This window comes from Streptomyces sp. NPDC036822 (assembly GCF_055609145.1).
Genome location: NZ_JBVJPY010000004.1, coordinates 361,142 through 378,483 on the forward strand (window position 1 = coordinate 361,142; position 17,342 = coordinate 378,483).

Genomic DNA, 17,342 nt, shown 5'->3' on the forward strand with positions numbered 1-17,342 from the left:
GGCAGGCGGCTGTCCCGCACGATGGGAGTGACATGTCTCAGGCTCTTCCTGACGACGCACCACTGATCCACGACCTCATAGGAATCGGCTTCGGGCCGTCCAACGTGGCCATGGCGATCGCGCTCAGCGAGCACAACGCACGCGTCGGAAGGCAAGAGGCGGTCACCGCTCACTTCTTCGAGCGGCAGCCCCGCTTCGGGTGGCACCGCGGCATGCTCATCGACGACGCGACGATGCAAGTCTCCTTCCTCAAGGACCTGGTGACGCTGCGGAATCCGACCAGCGAGTACAGCTTCCTCTGCTACCTGCAGAGCAAGGGCCGGCTGATCGACTTCGTCAACCACAAGAACCTCTTCCCGCTGCGCGTGGAGTTCCACGACTACTTCGAGTGGGCGGCGGCCAAGGTCGACGACATGGTCTCCTACGGCCACGAGGTCGTCTCCGTCGAACCCGTGGTCGTCGACGGCGTGGTGGAGTACCTGGACGTGACCGCCCGGTCCGGCACCGAGACGGTGGTCCACCGGGCGCGCAACCTCGTCATCGGCACCGGGCTGCGGCCACTCATGCCCGAGGGCGTCGAGCGGGGCGACCGCGTCTGGCACAACTCCGAACTCCTCGCCAAGGTGGAGGGGTTGGAGGGCACCGACCCCTCCCGCTTCGTCGTGGTCGGCGCCGGTCAGAGCGCCGCCGAGAACGTCGCCTACCTGCACCGCCGTTTCCCCGAGGCGGAGATCTGCGCCGTCTTCTCGCGCTACGGCTACAGCCCCGCCGACGACAGCAGCTTCGCCAACCGCATCTTCGACCCCGCGGCGGTCGACGAGTACTACGCCGCCCCGGACGACATCAAGCGCAAGCTGATGGGCTATCACGGCAACACCAACTACTCCGTGGTGGACATCGACCTGATCGACGACCTGTACCGGCAGGCGTACCAGGAGAAGGTCCTCGGCACCGAGCGCCTGCGCTTCATCAACGTCTCCCGCCTCACCGGCGTCGAAGAGACCCCCGACAGCGTCCGCGCCACCGTCAAGTCGCTGGTGAGCGGCGAGGACAGCACGCTGGACGCCGACATCGTGGTCTTCGCCACCGGCTACCAGCAGGCGGACGGCCTCGGCCTCCTCGGCGACGTCGCCGGCCGGTGCCACCGCGACGACCAGGGCCGCGTCCGCGTCGAACGCGACTACCGCATCGCCACAGACGCCGAACTGCGTTGCGGCATCTACCTCCAGGGCGGCACCGAGCACACGCACGGCATCACGTCGTCGCTGCTGTCCAACACCGCCATCCGGGTCGGCGAGATCCTTGACTCGATCCTCGACCGCGGTCTCCCGGCCTCCGCCGAGGTGGCCCGCCCGGTCGCCGACGGGATCGGTACGAGCCGCTAGCGGACGTCCTGCCGATCCCGCCGGCCTCCGCTCCCTGATCCGGCCCGATCGGCGACACACCCCCAGGACCGCCCCGGGGATCCGGCCGGCCCGCTCGCCGGTCCGGTCCGAGTGGCGGCCACCCCGGCACCGGGCGCACGCTCCGCGCCCAGGCCGCACCCCCGTCCCCCGTACCCCCTGTCCCCGTACCCCCCACGCACATACCGCCGCGCTCCACCGGGTGGCGCCGTCGCACCCGGCAGGCGTGGCAGCACAGAGAAACCCCCGTGAAAGGAACATCCGTGTCCACTGGTACACGCCCCGCGCTGACGCGGTTCGTCAGAAACGTCCCCCGCGTGGCCGTCGCCGCCGCCGCCGCGCTCGCCCTGTCCGCCTGTGGGGGCGGTACGGAGAAGACCGAGTCCAAGCCGTCGGCCGAGGCCGGCGCGAGCAAGTCCACCGCCTTCCCGGTCACCGTGGAGCACAAGTACGGCAGCACGACCATCGAGTCGGAGCCGAAGAAGGTCGTCACCCTCGGCCTGTCCGACCAGGACGCCGTCCTCGCCCTCGGCATCAAGCCGGTCGGCTCCGTCGACTGGTTCAAGGAGCAGCCGTACGGCAAGTGGCCCTGGGCGAAGGACAAGTGGGGCTCGACGCCGCCGCAGGTCGTCGGCGAGCGCGACGAGTACAACATCGAGAAGATCGCGGCCCTCAAGCCCGACCTGATCGTCGCGCAGTACTCGGGCATGAAGAAGGAGCAGTACGACACCCTGTCGAAGATCGCCAAGGTCGTCGCCCAGCCCAAGGACCACCCGGACTACGGCGCCCCGTGGCAGGTGATGACCCGCCAGATCGGCAAGTCGCTCGGCAAGGCCGACGAGACCGAGAAGCTGATCACCGGCGTCGACGCCCGCTTCAAGGCCGCGCGCGACAAGCACCCCGAGTGGGCGCAGAAGACCCTGGCCGTCGCCGACAGCTTCGAGGCCGGCAAGTACTCCGCCTTCACCAAGACCGACCCCAAGTCGATCTTCTTCTCCGAGCTCGGCTTCAAGCTGAAGCCCGAGATCGACACCATGGCCAAGCCCGGCTGGAACGTCGCCGAACTCAGCGCCGAGAAGTTGAACGTCCTCGACGTCGACCGTCTCGTCTGGGTCACCTCCAGCACGGACGCCAACAACCGCATCAAGGCCGAGCCGCTCTACAAGAAGCTCAAGGTCAACCAGGAGAAGCGCGACCTGTTCGTGCCGTACCAGGACCCGGACATCGGCGCCGCCTTCTCCTTCAACACGGTCCTGTCGATCCCCTACGCGATCGACGAGATCGAGCCGCTGCTGACGGCCGTCAAGTAGCCGTCCGCCCCCGATCGCGCGTCCCGCCCCGCCCGCCGCAGCTCGGCCCCGCGGGCGGGCGGGCGGGACGCGTACCGCACGTCACCGACGCACCACCAGGGAAAGGCCCTCACGAACGATGTTTGACGTCGAGTCGGACCGGACGTCCGCTTCCGGGATGCCCGTCACGGGCGGGCAGTCCGGCATCTGGCTGGCCCAGCAGATCGAGCCGGAGGGCTCGGCCTACAACATCGCTTTCGTACTCCAACTCAGCGGCCGCATCGACCTGGACCGCCTGACGGCCGCCGTCCGCCGGGCCACCGAGGAGGCGGAGAGCCTGCACGTCCGGATCGAGGACGTGAACGGCGTACCGCGCCAGACACCCACACGCTTCCCCGTCGAGGTGACCCACGTCGACCTGCGGGGCGAGGCAGAGCCCGAGGAGGCGGCCTACCGGTGGATGGACGCCGACCGCGACCGCCCCGCCGACCTGTCCGCCGGCCCGCTGTTCGGCCAGGCACTGCTCCGGCTCGCCGACGACCGCGTCTGGTGGTTCCAGCGCTACCACCACATCGTCGTCGACGGCGCCGGCATCGCCGAGATCACCCGCCGTGCCGGCGACCTCTACTCGGCCGACGGGGCCGCCACCGCCCCTGACTGGTCCCTGGCCCGGCTCGTCCGGGCGGACACCGCCTACCGCGGCTCCGAGCGGTACGAGCGGGACCGCGCGTACTGGCGGGAGAGGACGGCCGGCCGGCCCGAGCCCGTCCGCCTCGTCGAGCGCGCGGCCGCGCCCATGAGGCGCCGCGTCCGCCGCACCACCCAGCTCGCCCCCGAGGCCGCCGCGGCGCTGCGCGCCGGGGCCACCGCCGCGGGCCGGTCGCTCTCCCGGCTCCTGATCGCCGCCTCGGCCGCCTATCTGCACCGCGCCACCGGCGAGCAGGACCTGGTCCTCGGCCTGCCCGTCACCACCCGCCAGGACCCCGGGACCCGGCGCACCCCCGGCATGGTGTCCAACATCCTGCCGCTGCGCCTCACCGTCCGCCCCGACATGACCGGCACCCGGCTCCTGGAGACCGTCCGCGAGGCCGTCTCCGAGGCCGTCGACCACGGCCGTTACCGCGCCGAGGACCTCGCCCGTGACCTGGGCCTTGTCGACGGCGTCCAGGAGCTCGTCGGCCCGACGGTCAACATCCTTCCCCAGCCGGAGGGACTCCGCTTCGAGGGCGCCGACGCGGAGTTCGTGCCGTGCTGGCTCGGCCCCGTCAGCGACCTCGCCCTCACCTTCGGGGAGTTCGCGGAGGGCCACGGGCTGCGCATCCACCTCGACGCCGACGCCGCCGTCTGCGACGAGGCCACGCTGGCCGACCACGAGCGCCGCTTCCTCGCCGTGCTCGACGCGCTCGCCTCCGACCCCGACCTGCCCGTCGGGCACATCGAACTGACCTCCGGCGCCGAGCGCTCCCGGCTGCTCGACGAGTTCGGCGTGGCGCCCCGCCCCGCCCCCGAGCTGTCCTGGCCCGCCGCCTTCGAGGAGCGGGTACGCCTCGCTCCCGACGCCGTCGCGCTCGTCTGCGAGGACCGGGAGCTGTCGTACGCGGAACTCGACGCCGCCGCGAACCGCCTCGCCCGCCTCCTTCTCGCCCGGGGCGTCGCCCGCGAGGACATCGTCGCCGTGGCGCTGCCCCGCTCCCCGGAACTCGTGATCGCCCTGCTGGCCGTGATGAAGGCGGGGGCGGCCTACCTGCCGCTCGACGCCGACCACCCCCAGGACCGCATCGCCTACATGCTGGACGACGCCGGCGCCCGGACGGTCGTCACCACCCGGGAGCTGTCCGACGGTCTGCCGGACACCCCCGGCACCGCGCGCGTGCTCCTCGACGAGCCGGCCGTGGCCGCCGAGTGCGCCGCCCTCGCCCCGACCGCTCCCGGCGTCCCCGTCGTCCTCGACCAGGCCGCGTACCTCATCTACACCTCCGGCTCCACCGGCCGCCCCAAGGGGGTCGTCGTCTCGCACGACGGCGTCGGCAGCCTCATCGCGACCGCCACCGACCGCATCGGCATCACGGCCGACAGCCGGGTCGTGCAGTTCGCCTCGGCCGGCTTCGACGTGACCGTCTGGGACCTGATCATGTCGCTGTGCGTCGGCGGCCGCGTCATCGTGGTCCCCACCGAACGCCGGGTCGCCGGGCCGGCCCTCACCGACTACATCGCCCACCACCGCGCCACCCACATGATCCTGCCGCCGTCGCTCGTCTCGGCGCTGCCGCAGGAGTGCGACCTGCCCGACGGCGCCGTGCTGATCGTCGGCACGGAGGCCGTGCCGAGCGAGCTCATCGCCCGCTGGGCCGGCCGCGTCCGGGTCGTCGTCGCCTACGGCCTCACCGAGGCCACCGTCAACTCCACGCTCTGGTCCGCCGACGCCGACCGGCCGGGCCCCGCGCCGATCGGGCGGCCCGACCCCAACACCCGTACCTACGTCCTCGACTCGGCCCTGCGACCGGTCCCGGTCGGCGCCGAGGGCGAGCTGTACGTCGGCGGCCGCGGTCTGGCCCGCGGCTACCTCGGCAGGCCCGGGCTCACCTCCGAGCGCTTCGTCGCCGACCCGTACGCCGACGAGCCCGGCGCCCGCATGTACCGCACCGGCGACCGGGTGCGCTGGAGCGCCGACGGCAACCTGGAGTTCCTGGGCCGCGCCGACGGACAGATCAAGATCCGCGGCCACCGCATCGAGCCCGGCGAGGTCGAGAGCGCCTTCATGGCCTGCCCGGGCGTCGCCCAGGCCGCCGTCCTCGTCCGCGAGGACCACCGCGGCGTCAAGCGCCTGGTCGCCTACCTCGTGGCCGAGTCCGGCACCGACGCGGACGCCGCCGTCGCCGACGCCCGCTCCCGGCTCGCGGAGGCGCTCCCGGACTACATGGTCCCCTCCGCGCTCGTACGCCTCGACGGCCCCCTGCCGCTCACCCCCAACGGCAAGCTCGACAGCCGCGCGCTGCCCGCACCGCAGTGGACCGCGATGGCCGGCCACGACGCGCCGGCCGGCCCCGTCGAGACCACCCTCGCCCGGCTCTTCGCCGAGGTCCTCGGCCTGCCGTCGGTCGGCGTCCACGACAGCTTCTTCGAGCTGGGCGGCGACAGCATCGTCGCCATCCAGATGGTGAACCGTGCCCGGGAGAGCGGACTCGCCCTCACCCCGCGAGACGTCTTCCGCCAGCGCACCGTGGCGGCGCTCGCCAGGACCGCGAGCCGGATCGATCCCGCGGCCGGCGCGGTGACCGCCCCGGCGGTCGTCCTCGACGAGGACGCCCTGCCCGTCTCGCCGCTCCAGGAAGGCTTCTTCTTCCACGCCTCGTTCGACCGGGAGGACGACGACCTCTACGTCGTCCAAGAAGTCCTCGACCTCGCGGGCACCGTCGACCCCGACCGGCTGCGCCGGGCGCTGCAGCTGATGCTCGACCGGCACCCGCTGCTGCGCGCCTCCTTCCGCCAGCTCCCCGGCGGCGAGGTCGTCCAGCGGCTCGCCGAGAGGGTGACCCTGCCCTGGCGCGAGGCCGACACGGCCCCGACCGGCATCGCGGACATCCTGCGGCGCGACCGCGCCGAGGGGTTCGACCTGGCCGCCCCACCCCTGCTGCGGGCCACCCTGATCCGGGACGGGCAGCGCCACCGGCTGCTGCTCACCCTGCACCACATCATCGCCGACGGCTGGTCCGTCTCCGTCCTGCTGCGCGAACTCACCGCCGCCTACGCGGGCGAGCCCCTGCCCGAGCCCGTCGCACCGGGCGCCTACCTGTCCTGGCTGGCCGGCCGGGACCGTGACGCCGCCCGCGACGCCTGGGCCCGGGCGCTCGCCGGCCTCGACGGACCGACCCGGCTGCCCGCCCTGACCACCGACGACGGCGCCGGCTCCGCGCGCCGGGCCCGGCACGAGCACGTCGACCTCCGGCTGCCCGAGGTGTTCACCGCCGACCTGACGGCTCGCGCCCGGCTGGCCGGCCTCACCCTGAGCACCGTCGTCAACGGCGCCTGGGCCCTGCTGCTCGGCGCGCTCACCGGCAGCCGGGACGTCGTGTTCGGCACCACCGTGTCCGGGCGCACCACGGAGGTCGAGGGCCTGGACGCGGCCGTGGGCCTGTTCATCAACACCGTCCCGGCGCGCGTGACCCTGCGCGCCGAGGAGTCCCTCGCCGACCTGCTGCGGCGCGTCCAGGACGAGCACGCGGCGCTCCTTGACCACCAGCACCTCGGCCTCGCCGACATCCAGCGCGTCGCCGGCGGCGGTGAACTCTTCGACACCCTCGTGGTCTTCGAGAACTACCCGGCGGGCGACCTCGCCTCCGCCGGCGGGCCGGTGGCCCCGCTGGTCACCGGCGCCGAGGTCATCGACGCCGTGCACTACCCGCTCGCCCTCATCGTGGAACCCCGCGACGGGCACCTCGCGCTGCGGTTCGCGTACGACGCCGCCCGGCTGGACCAGGTCGCGGTGGCTGTCCTCGCCAACCGCTTCGAGACGCTGCTGCGCACCCTCACCACCGACCCCGACCGCACCGTCGCCCGCCTCGGCCTGCTGTCCGACCGCGAGCGGGAGCGGCTCGCCGAGCTGAACGCCACCGCGCGCCCGCTCCCCGACACCGGCGCCACCCTCGCGACGCTCTTCGCCGCGCAGGTGGCCCGCACCCCCGACGCCCCCGCCGTCGTCTTCGAGGGCACCACCCTCACGTACGCCGCACTCGACCGGCGCGCCGAGGCCCTGGCCCGGCGGCTGCGGGCCCGGGGCGCCGGCCCCGAGCGGTTCGTCGCCGTCGCGGTGCCCCGCTCGGCGGAGCTGATGGTGGCGCTCCTCGCCGTCCACAAGGCGGGCGCGGCCTACCTGCCCGTCGACCTCGACTACCCCGCCGACCGGGTCGCGTTCATGCTCGGCGACTCCGGCGCGCGTACGGTCCTCACCACCTCCGCGTCCGCGGACCGGCTGCCTCCTGTGGCGGGCCTCGCGCACGTCCTGGTGGACCGCGAGGACGAGGTCCCGGAACACGACGGGCAGGCCCCCGGCGCGCCGCTCGAACCGGCGGGCCCCGACCACCCCGCCTACCTCATCTACACCTCCGGCTCCACGGGCCGCCCCAAGGGCGTCTCCGTCACCCACCGGGCCATCGTCAACCGGCTGGCCTGGATGCAGGGCGAGTACGGCCTGACCGCCGACGACCGGGTGCTGCAGAAGACCCCGTCGAGCTTCGACGTGTCCGTGTGGGAGTTCTTCTGGGCCCTGGTCGAAGGCGCCACCGTCGTCCTCGCCCGGCCCGACGGCCACCGCGACCCGGCGTACCTGGCCGACCTGATCCGCACCGAGCGGATCACGACCGCCCACTTCGTCCCGTCGATGCTGGCCGCGTTCGTCCAGACCCTCGAAGCCGCACCCGCCGCCCCCGACTGGGCCGCGAGCCTGCGCCGGGTCTTCTGCAGCGGCGAGGCGCTCACCGGCCCCGACGCCCGCCGCTGGTCCGACCTGACGGCCCGGCACGCCCCCGGCCCGGTGCCGCTGCACAACCTGTACGGGCCCACCGAGGCGGCCGTCGACGTGACCTTCTTCCCGTACGAGGGCGGCAGCGAACTCGCCGTCCCCATCGGCCGGCCCGTCTGGAACACCCGCCTGTACGTCCTCGACGCCTTCCTGCGACCCGTCCCGGACGGCGTCCCGGGCGAGCTGTACCTCGCCGGTGCGCAGCTGGCACGCGGCTACCACGCGCGGTACGGCCTGACCGCCGAACGGTTCGTCGCCGACCCCTTCGGGGAGCCCGGCACCCGGATGTACCGCACCGGCGACCTGGTCAGGCGCCGGGCCGACGGCGCCGTCGAGTACCTCGGCCGCACCGACCGGCAGGTGAAGATCCGCGGCAACCGCATCGAGCTGGGCGAGATCGAGGCGGCTCTCGGCGGCCTGCCGGGCGTCGCCCGCGCGGCCGTCGTCGTCCGCGACGGGGCCCTCGTGGGCTACGCGGTCCCCGCTCCGGGGACCACCGCCCCGGACGGCGACGCCCTGCTCGGCGCCCTCGCCGGGGCGCTGCCCGCCGCCATGGTGCCCAGCGCCGTCGTCACCCTCGACGCACTGCCCCTGAGCCCCAGCGGGAAGCTCGACCAGAACGCCCTGCCCGCACCGTCCGTCGCCCCCAGGGCGGGCGGACGCGCGCCCCGCGACGAGCGCGAGAGCGCCCTGTGCGAGATCTTCACCGCCGTCCTCGGAACGCCGGGGATCGGCGCCGACGACGACTTCTTCATGCTCGGCGGCGACAGCCTCACCTCGATCGCCGTCGTCACCCAGGCCCGGGAAAGGGGACTGACCATCAGCCCGCGCGACGTGTTCGAGCACCGTACGCCCGCCGCGCTCGCCGCGACGGCCCAGGACGCTCCGCACCCCCAGGACGGCCCCACCGCCCCGGCGGCCCCGCCCGCCGACGCTCCCGCCCTCACCGTCTCGGCCACCGACGCCGGACAGGCCGCCGCCGCGCTCCGGGCCATGCTGGCCCAGCAGAGTCTGTCCGGCGCGGCCGTCGACCCCGCCCTCCAGGCGCTGCTTGGCCAACTGACCGCCGCCGCGGCCGGCCCCGAGGAACCGCCCGCGCCCGCCCCGCTCGGCGGACTGGAGCTGACCGACGAGGAGACCGCGCGCGTCGAGGCCGCCGCCGGACTGCCCGTCGCCGACATCTGGCCGCTCTCCCCGCTCCAGGAGGGCATGTACTTCCACGCGACCTACGACGCGGGCGACGCCCTCGACGTCTACCTGTCGCAGGAGAACCTGGACTTCGACCACCGCCTCGACGCCGACCGCCTGCGCGCCGCCTGCCGCGCGCTCCTCGCCCGCAACGCCAGCCTGCGCGCCGGCTTCACCAGCGACGGCCTGCCCCGGCCCGTGCAGTTCATCGCGGACGGCGCCGAGATCCCGCTCGTCGAGACCGACCTGTCCGGCCTGCCCGCCGACGAGCAGCGCGCCCGCGTCGACGAGCTGCTCGCGGCCGACCGCCGCCGGCGCTTCGACCTGTCCGCGCCGCCCCTCTGCCGCCTCCAGCTGATCCGGCTCGGCGACGGCCGCGACCGGCTCGTCGTCACCCACCACCTCATCCTGTGGGACGGCTGGTCCGCCTGGCTGTTCCTGGAGGAGCTGTTCACGCTGTACGAGCGCGGCGGCGACACCACCGGTCTGCCCGCCCCCGGCTCCTACCGCGACTACCTCGCCTGGCTCGACCGGCAGGACACCACCCAGGCCGTCGGCGCGTGGCGCGACGCGCTCGCCGGGTTCGACGAGCCGACCCTCGTCGCCCCCACCGGCCGCGACGCGGACCCGGTCATCCCGGCCGACTTCGACGCACTGCTCACCCGGGAGACCAGCGACGGCCTGCGCGCCCTGGCCCGCCGCCACGGCCTCACCCTCAACACCGTCCTCAACGCCGCCTGGGGCCTGGTCCTCTCCGCGATGACCGGCCGCGCCGACGTCGCCTTCGGCACCGCCGTGGCCGGACGCCCCACCGACGTGCCGAACGTCGCCGGCATCATCGGCATGTTCCTCAACACCATCCCCGCGCGGGTCGCCTTCGCCCCGGACGAGCCGCTGCTCGACCTGCTGCGCCGCATGCAGTCCGAGCGCGCCGCCGTCATGCCGTACGAGTACGTCGGGCTCGGCACGCTTCAGCAGGAGACCGGCCACCGCCGCCTCTTCGACACGCTCTTCGTGCTCCGCTCCGCCGACGGCGAGGACCGGGCCGCGGCGCTGCGGCAGCGGTACGGCATCACCGACGTGTCGAACGTCGACGGCACCCACTTCCCGCTGACCCTCATCGTCACCCCCGAGACCCGGCTCCGGGTCACCCTGGCGGCCCGGCCCGACCTCTTCGACGCCGAGGCGGCGACCACCGTCCTCGGCCGGTTCACCACCGTCCTGGAGCGGCTCGCCGCGACCCTCGACGCCCCGGACGCGGCCACCGCCCGGACCGTCGGCGTCGACCTGCTGCTGCCCGCCGAGCGCGCCGCGCTGACCGCCGAGTGGGCCGACAGCCGTGAGCCCGTGCCGAACGAGACCGTCGCGGACATGCTGACCGCCCAGGTCGCCCGTACCCCGGACGCGGTCGCGCTGGTCTTCGGCGAGCGCGCCCTCACCTACGCCGAACTGGACGCGCACATCAACCGGCTCGCCCGGCTGCTCCTCGCCCGGGGAGCCGCCTCGGAGAAGGTCGTGGCGCTGGCCCTGCCCCGCTCCATCGACATGGTGGCCGCGCTCTTCGCCGTCCTGCGGACCGGCGCCGCCTATCTGCCGCTGGACCTGGACCACCCGGCCGACCGGCTGCGCCTGATGGTGGAGGACACCGGCCCGCTGTGCCTGGTGTCGACCACGGCCGTCGCCCCCACGCTGCGCGCGGAGGCGGGCCCCGTCGCCCCCGAACTCCTCCTGGACGACGCGGCCGTGGCCGCCGAACTGGCCGCCCTGTCCGGCGACGAGGTCACCGACGCCGAGCGGCCCGCGTTCGCGCGGGACCTCGCCGACCGCCTGGAGCACCCGGCCTACGTCATCTACACCTCCGGCTCCACCGGCCGCCCCAAGGGCGTCGTCACCCCCTACCGGGGCCTGACGAACATGCAGCTCAACCACCAGAAGGAGATCTTCGACCCGGCCATCGCCTCGGCCGGTGGGCGCCGGCTGCGGATCGCGCACACCGTCTCCTTCGCCTTCGACATGTCCTGGGAGGAGCTGCTCTGGCTCGTCGAGGGCCACGAGGTGCACGTCTGCGACGAGGAGCTGCGCCGCGACGCCGAGGCCTTGGTCGCCTACTGTGACGCCCACCGGGTCGACGTCGTCAACGTGACGCCCACCTACGCCCAGCTGCTCATCGAGGAAGGACTCCTCGACCGGGACGAGAAGGCCGGCAAGCACCGGCCGGCCCTGGTCCTGCTCGGCGGCGAGGCCGTGTCCGACACCGTGTGGACGACGCTGCGCCGCACCGAGGGCACGTACGGCTACAACCTGTACGGACCGACCGAGTACACGATCAACACGCTCGGCGGCTCGACGACCGACAGCCCGACGCCCACGGTCGGCCTGCCGATCCGCAACACCCGTGCCTACGTCCTCGACACCATGCTGCGGCCCGTCCCGCAGGGCTGCCCGGGCGAGCTGTACATCGCCGGCACCGGTCTGGCCCGCGGCTACCACGACCGTCCCGCACTGAGCGCCGAGCGGTTCGTCGCCAACCCCTACGGCGAGCCGGGGGAGCGGATGTACCGCACCGGCGACCTGGTGCGCCGGCGGCCCGACGGCCTGCTCGACTTCCTCGGCCGCACCGACGACCAGGTCAAGATCCGCGGATACCGCATCGAGCTCGGCGAGATCGCCTCCGCCCTGTCCGCGCACCCCGAGGTCGCCCACGCGGCGGTGGTCGTGAACGAGAGCACCGGCACGAAGCGCCTCGTCGGCTACTTCGCCCCGGAGGACGGCACCACGGCCGACGACCACCTGGTCCAGCGGCTGCGCGACCACCTCAAGGCGGGCCTGCCCGACTACATGGTCCCCTCCGCGCTCGTCCCCGTGGACACCCTGCCGCTCACCGTCAACGGCAAGCTGGACGTACGCGCCCTGCCCGCACCCGACTTCGCCGGCACCGGCACCGGCCGCGCACCGCGCGACCCCCGCGAGGAGACGCTCTGCGCGCTCTTCGCCGAGGTCCTCGCTCTGCCCGAGGGCAGCGTCGGCATCGACAGCGACTTCTTCGAACTGGGCGGCCACTCCCTGCTCGCCACCCGCCTCGTCAGCCGGGCCCGTACGGCGCTCGACACCGAACTGGCGATCCGCGACCTCTTCGAGGCCCCCACGGTCGCCGAGCTGGTCGAGCGCGCGGCCCGCTCCGGCGGCGCCGCCCGCCCGGCGCTGACCGCCGTGGAGCGGCCCGACGAACTGCCGCTGTCCCACGCCCAGCAGCGCCTGTGGGTCATCCAGCAGATCGAGTGCACCTCCGCCGCCTACAACTTCCCGCTGGTCATGCGGCTGAGCGGCGCGCTCGACGCCGACGCGTGGGAGGCGGCGCTCGCCGACGTGACCGCCCGGCACGAAGCCCTGCGCACGGTGTTCGTCGACCGCGACGGCCAGGCGATCCAGCGCGTGCTGCCCGCCGCGGAGGCGCGGCCCGTGGTGGAGCGGCTGCGCGCCACCGAGGACGAGGTGCCCGGCATCGTCGACGCGGCCACCAACCGCCCCTTCGACCTGGCCGCCGAACTGCCGCTGCGCGCCACCCTGGTGGAGCTGGCCCCCGAGGACCACGTCGTCGTCCTGCTGCTGCACCACATCACCACCGACGAGTGGTCGGACCGCCCGTTCCTGCGCGACCTGGCCACCGCCTACACGGCCCGCCTCGGCGGCTCGGCACCCGACTGGGAGCCGCTCCCGGTGCAGTACGCCGACTACGCCCTGTGGCAGCAGCGCCTCCTCGGCGACCCGGCCGACGCCGGCAGCCTGGCCGCCCGGCAGCTGGAGTACTGGCGGACGGCGCTGGACGGCGCCCCCGAGGAGCTGGAGCTGCCCACCGACCGGCCGCGCCCGGCACGGCCGGCGTTCTCCGGCGCCGAACTCGACATCGCCTTCGACGCCGACGTCCACGAGGGCCTGAGGCGGCTCGCCCGCGAGAGCGGGGCCAGCATGTTCATGGTGGCGCACGCCGCCGTGGCCACCCTGCTGCACCGGATGGGCGCCGGGACGGACATCCCCCTCGGCTCGCCCATCGCCGGGCGCGGCGACGAGGCCCTGGACGACCTGGTCGGCTTCTTCGTCAACACGTTGGTCCTGCGCACCGACCTGACCGGCGACCCCAGCTTCATGGAGCTGCTCGGGCGGGTCAGGGAGACCGACCTGGCGGCGTTCTCGCACGCGGACGTGCCCTTCGAGGCGGTCGTGGAGAAGCTCAACCCCACCCGCTCGCTGTCCCGCAACCCGCTCTTCCAGGTGATGGTCGGCTACCACGCCCGCACCGGCGACGGCCTCGAACTGCCCGGTCTCCACGCCGACTACGTGCCCTTCCGCGTCCGCTCCGCCAAGTTCGACCTCGTCTTCAGCTTCACCGAGCACACCCCGGCCGACGGCTCGACGGGCTCCCTGGGCTGCCGCCTGGAGTTCGCCACCGAGCTGTTCGACCAGGAGACCGCCGAGCGCCTCGGCGAGCGCCTCAGGACGCTCGTCACGGCCCTGGTCGCCGCGCCCGAGCGGCCCGTCTCACGGGCGGAGATCCTCCGCGACGACGAGCGGCGGCTGGTCCTGGAGGGCTTCAACGACACCGCCCGCGAGGTCGACGAGAAGACCTTCCCCGCCCTGTTCGCGGCGAGGCTCGCCGAGCGCCCCGACGCCGTCGCCGTCGTCGACCGCTCCCGCTCCGTGTCCTACGCGCAGCTGGACGCCCGGGCCAACCGCATCGCCCGGCTCCTCGCCGCACGCGGCGTGGCCGCCGAGAGCGTCGTCGGCGTGGCGGTGCCCCGCTCGGTCGACATGGTCGCCACGGTCCTCGCGGCCCTGAAGCTGGGCGCGGCCTTCCTGCCGCTCGACCTGGTCCACCCGGCCGACCGTCTCACCTACATGATCGAGGACTCCCGGGCCGCCCTCGTGGTCGGCACCGAGCCGGTGGCGGGCAAGATCCCCGACGTGGCGGGCGTACCGGCGGTCCTGCTGGACGACCCCGCCACCGCCGCCGAACTGGACGCCCTGCCCGAGACCCCCGTCGACGGCGGCCGGATCGCCCTCGACCAGGCGGCGTACGTCATCTATACCTCCGGCTCGACCGGCCGCCCCAAGGGCGTGATCGTCCCCCACGAGGGCATCGCCAGCCTGGTCGCCACCGCCGTCGACCGGATGGGCCTGGAGCGCGACAGCCGCGTCCTGCAGTTCGCGTCCATCGGCTTCGACGTCTTCGCCTTCGAACTGTCGATGGCGCTCTGCCACGGCGGCCGGCTCGTCCTCATCACGGACGAGGCCCGGGTCGCGGGCCCGGCGCTCACCGACTTCCTCGCGGACCAGCGGATCACCCACATGATCCTGCCGCCGTCCCTGGTGTCCGCCCTGCCGCCGGGCTGCGAACTGCCCGAAGGGTCGACCGTCCTGGTCGGCACGGAGACCGTGCCGCCGGACCTCTTCGAGCGATTCGGCGCCACGGCCCACCTGATCTGCGCGTACGGCCTGACCGAGGCGACCGTCAACTCCACGCTGTGGCCCGCACGCGAGCAGACGGGCCGCCCGACCGGCCGGGTGCCCATCGGCCGGCCCGACCCCAACACCCGCTGCTACGTCCTGGACGACCATCTGCGTCCCGTCCCGCCCGGTGTCGCCGGCGAGCTGTACGTCTCCGGACGCGGCCTCGCCCGGGGCTACCTCGGCAAGGCCGGGCTGACCTCCGAGCGGTTCGTCGCCGACCCCTACGGCCCGCCCGGCAGCCGGATGTACCGCACCGGCGACCGCGCCCGCTGGCGCGCGGACGGCAACGTCGACTTCCTCGGGCGCGTCGACACCCAGGTGAAGGTGCGCGGCTTCCGCATCGAACTGGGCGAGATCGAGGCGGTCCTCGCCTCGCACCCGTCCGTGGCCCAGGCCGCCGTCGTGCCCGACCGCGACGGCGACATCGTCCGCCTGGTCGGCTACGCCGTGCGGGAGGCGGGCGAGGCCGGGGAAGCGGCCCCGCACGAGCTGCGCGCCCACGTGGCCGGCGTCCTGCCCGAGTACATGGTCCCGGCGCTCGTCGTCCCGCTGGACGGCCCGCTGCCGCTGACGCCCAACGGCAAGCTCGACCGCAAGGCGCTGCCCGCGCCGGACTGGGCCGCCATGACCGGAGACACCCGGCCGGCGAACGGGACGCAGGCCAGGCTCGCCGCGCTGTTCTGCGACATCCTCAAGCTGGAGAAGGTCGGCGTCCACGACAACTTCTTCGCGCTCGGCGGCCACTCCATGGCCTCGATGCGGCTCCTGGGCCGCATCCGCGCCGAGTTCGGGGTGGAACTGAGCATCCGCGACGTCTTCGACGCGCTGACCGTCGCCGGACTGGAGGGCAAGCTGAAGGGCGCGGCCGCCGCCCGCCCGGCGCTGCGCCCGGGGGACGCCGGCCACGAACCGCTGGCGGCCGCCCCCGTCCAGCGCTGGCAGTGGGAGGCGTACCGCCGTACCCCCCGCTTCGACCACGCCCTCGTGCTGCGCTCACCCGGCGGCGGGCTCGACGCGGACGCCCTCGCGGCCGCGCTCGCCGACGTGGCGGGCCGCCACGAGCCGCTGCGGACGGCGTTCACGGAACGCGACGGCACCGTCCACCACCGGCCCGCCGAGCCCCCGGCCCTGGTCCGGGAGGCGTGCGCGGACCTGGAGACCCGCCTGACGGAACTCGCCGCGGGAACACCGGAGCCGGACCGCGCGGCGCCGTTCGGCGCCCATCTGCTCACGGGAGCCGAGGGAGACCAGGCGCTGCTCCTGACCATGCACTACCTGACGGTGGACGAGTGGTCGGTCGTGCCCCTGTTCCGTGACCTGACGGCGGCGTACGCCGCCCGCACGGAGGGCCGCGCACCCGAGTGGACCCCGCTGCCGGTCTCGTACGCGGACTACGGCCGCTGGGCCCGCGAGGTCCTCGGCGACCCGGACGACCCGGACGGCCGCGGCGCGCGCCAGCTCGCCTACTGGCGGGACACGCTCAAGGACGTACCGGCCGAGCTGGCGCTCCCCGCGGACGGCCCGGACGCGTCGGCCCCCGGCGCCGGCCACGTCGGCTTCGTCCTCGACGAGCGGCTGCACGAGGCCGTGGACGAGCTGGCCCGGGCGACCGGCACCAGCATGTTCATGGTCCTGCACTCCGCCCTGGCGGCGCTGCTGACCGCCCACGGCGCCGGCACGGACCTCCCCATCGGCACGATGGTGGCGGGCCGCACCGACGACCAACTGGCCGATCTGGTCGGCTGCTTCTTCAACACGGTCGTGCTGCGCACCGACACGGCGGGGGACCCGACCTTCGCCGAGCTGCTGTCCCGCGTCCGCGAGACGACGCTCAGCGCGCTGGACCGCCAGGAACTGCCGTTCGAGGAGGTGGTTCGGGCGACCGGGCTGCCCCCCGAGGGTCCCCAGGTCATGGTGATCCACCACGAGCAGGCGGACCTGGAGCAGCTGGAGGGCGGCGTCGGTTCCCTCGACGCCGTGCCGACCGGCTCGACGCGGGCGCGACTGACCCTCAGCTTCTACGAGCCGCGGGGCGAGGGCCCCGTCCACTGCGGTCTGATCCACGCGACCGACCTGTTCGGAGCCGCCAAGGCACGGCGGCTCGCCGACGAACTCCAGAGGCTGCTGCGCACCGTGGCCGCCGATCCCGAGCAGCCGCTTTCGGAGCTGTTCACCGCCATGTCCACAAGGAGTGAAACCGCATGAGCACCAACCCGTTCGAGGACCCGCAGGGCCGCTTCCTGGTCCTGGTCAACGAGGAGAACCAGCACTCGCTGTGGCCGTCCTTCGCGGAGGTACCGGCCGGCTGGCGCACCGTCTTCGGTGAGGACACGAGGGAGGGGTGCCTGGCGTACGTCGAGTCCCACTGGACGGACCTGCGCCCGGCGAGCCTCGCGGCGGAACAGGGCTGACGCCCGCCCGCGGGACGCCGTCGCCCGG

4 protein-coding genes are annotated in these 17,342 nt (G+C 74.0%); all 4 read left to right on the forward strand.

Annotation, left to right across the window (positions count from 1 at the left end):
* The first annotated feature begins 32 nt into the window (after positions 1 to 32).
* The 4 genes from ACZ68P_RS12250 to ACZ68P_RS12265 all read left to right on the forward strand — a co-directional run bounded on the left by ACZ68P_RS12250 (position 33) and on the right by ACZ68P_RS12265 (position 17,314).
* Positions 33 to 1,385, forward strand: coding sequence for a lysine N(6)-hydroxylase/L-ornithine N(5)-oxygenase family protein (locus tag ACZ68P_RS12250; RefSeq protein ID WP_471005303.1), 1,353 nt, complete (start codon positions 33 to 35; stop codon positions 1,383 to 1,385).
* 281 nt (positions 1,386 to 1,666) lie between these two features.
* On the forward strand, positions 1,667 to 2,713 hold the full coding sequence (locus tag ACZ68P_RS12255; RefSeq protein WP_471005304.1) for an iron-siderophore ABC transporter substrate-binding protein: 1,047 nt from the start codon (positions 1,667 to 1,669) through the stop codon (positions 2,711 to 2,713).
* A 118-nt stretch (positions 2,714 to 2,831) separates the two neighbouring features.
* The gene (locus ACZ68P_RS12260) at positions 2,832 to 17,108 is read left to right on the forward strand and encodes an amino acid adenylation domain-containing protein (protein WP_471005305.1); all 14,277 of its coding nucleotides are present in this window, start codon (positions 2,832 to 2,834) and stop codon (positions 17,106 to 17,108) included.
* Positions 17,105 to 17,314, forward strand: a complete 210-nt coding sequence (locus tag ACZ68P_RS12265) for an MbtH family protein (protein ID WP_365721386.1) — start codon at positions 17,105 to 17,107, stop codon at positions 17,312 to 17,314. Before ACZ68P_RS12260 ends, ACZ68P_RS12265 begins: the two co-directional genes overlap by 4 nt.
* Positions 17,315 to 17,342: the final 28 nt, after the last annotated feature.

Bases quoted from the DNA above. Each gene is read 5' to 3' on its own strand.
- ACZ68P_RS12265 (WP_365721386.1), top strand. From the start codon at position 17,105: ATGAGCACCAACCCGTTCGAGGACCCGCAGGGCCGCTTCCTGGTCCTG.
- ACZ68P_RS12250 (WP_471005303.1), top strand. From the start codon at position 33: ATGTCTCAGGCTCTTCCTGACGACGCACCACTGATCCACGACCTCATA.
- ACZ68P_RS12260 (WP_471005305.1), top strand. From the start codon at position 2,832: ATGTTTGACGTCGAGTCGGACCGGACGTCCGCTTCCGGGATGCCCGTC.